The following is a 1,253-nucleotide window of genomic DNA, read 5'->3' as shown; positions in this document are numbered from 1 at the left end:
GCGCAGTTCAACCTGCCGTACGTCCACGTGCTGGTGAACAACGCCTACCTGGGCCTGATCCGTCAGGCGCAGCGTGGCTTCGACATGGATTACTGTGTACAACTGGCGTTCGAGAACATCAACTCCACCGACGCTGCCACCTACGGTGTCGATCACGTCGCCGTGGTCGAAGGCCTGGGCTGCAAGGCCATCCGTGTGTTCGAGCCGGCCGAGATCGCCCCTGCCCTGCTCAAGGCACAGAAAATGGCCGAAGAGTTCCGCGTACCGGTGGTGGTCGAAGTGATTCTCGAGCGTGTGACCAACATTTCCATGGGCACCGAGATCAACGCGGTCAACGAGTTCGAAGACCTGGCCCTGGTCGGCAACGACGCGCCAACCGCCATCTCGATGCTGGACTGATCGCCTGACGCCCCCAGGCATACCCTGGGGGCCTTCAACGCAAGGAGATACCCCATGCCTCGCTTCGCTGCCAACCTGTCCATGCTGTTCACCGAACAGGACTTCCTGGCCCGCTTCAAGGCTGCCGCCGATGCTGGTTTCAGCGGCGTCGAATACCTGTTCCCGTACGACTTCAGTGCAGCCGAAATCAAGCAGCAACTGGAAGCCAACGGCCTGACCCAGGTGCTGTTCAACCTGCCCGCTGGCGACTGGGCCAAAGGTGAACGTGGCATCACCTGCCACCCTGACCGCATCGAAGAATTCCGTGCCGGTGTCGACAAGGCCATCGAATACGCCAAGGTGCTGGGCAACACCCAGGTCAACGCCCTGGCCGGTATTCGCCCACAAGGCCCGGACTGCGCCACCGTGCGCAAGACGTTCGTGGAAAACCTGCGCTACGCCGCCGACAAGCTCAAGGCCGCCGGTATTCGCCTGGTCATGGAAATGATCAACACCCGCGACATCCCGGGTTTCTACCTGAACACCACTAAACAGGCCCTGGAAATCCAGGCCGAAGTGGGCAGCGACAACCTGTTCCTGCAATACGACATCTACCACATGCAGATCATGGAAGGTGACCTGGCGCGCACCCTGGAAACCAACCTGCAGTTGATCAACCACGTGCAACTGGCCGACAACCCGGGCCGTAACGAACCCGGCACCGGCGAGATCAACTACCGCTTCCTGTTCGAGCACCTGGACCGCATCGGCTACCAGGGTTGGGTGGGCGCGGAGTACAAGCCCAAGACCACCACCGAAGCCGGCCTGGGCTGGCTGAAAACGCACAACGCAATCTGAACGGCTGAACGCTAGCC

At 61.1% G+C, this 1,253-nt stretch carries 2 protein-coding genes; both read left to right on the top strand.

Annotation, left to right across the window (positions count from 1 at the left end; translation table 11 throughout):
* A partial coding sequence (locus ACIQUI_RS28430) for a thiamine pyrophosphate-dependent enzyme (RefSeq protein ID WP_403204416.1) occupies window positions 1–399 on the top strand: 399 nt, incomplete at its 5' end.
* A 54-nt stretch (window positions 400–453) separates the two neighbouring features.
* Entirely contained in the window at window positions 454–1,236 is a 783-nt protein-coding gene (gene hyi, locus ACIQUI_RS28425; RefSeq protein WP_403204413.1) for a hydroxypyruvate isomerase, read from the top strand.
* The last annotated feature ends 17 nt before the right edge of the window (window positions 1,237–1,253 follow it).

The organism is Pseudomonas sp. NPDC090592, assembly GCF_044769185.1.
Classification (GTDB): Bacteria; Pseudomonadota; Gammaproteobacteria; order Pseudomonadales; family Pseudomonadaceae; genus Aquipseudomonas.
The sequence above is the reverse complement of the archived record's forward strand: the minus strand, read 5'-3'. Positions and strand labels throughout refer to the sequence as shown.

What these genes read in the sequence shown, in the direction of transcription:
- hyi (WP_403204413.1), top strand. Translation starts at nt 454, where the DNA reads ATGCCTCGCTTCGCTGCCAACCTGTCCATGCTGTTCACCGAACAGGAC.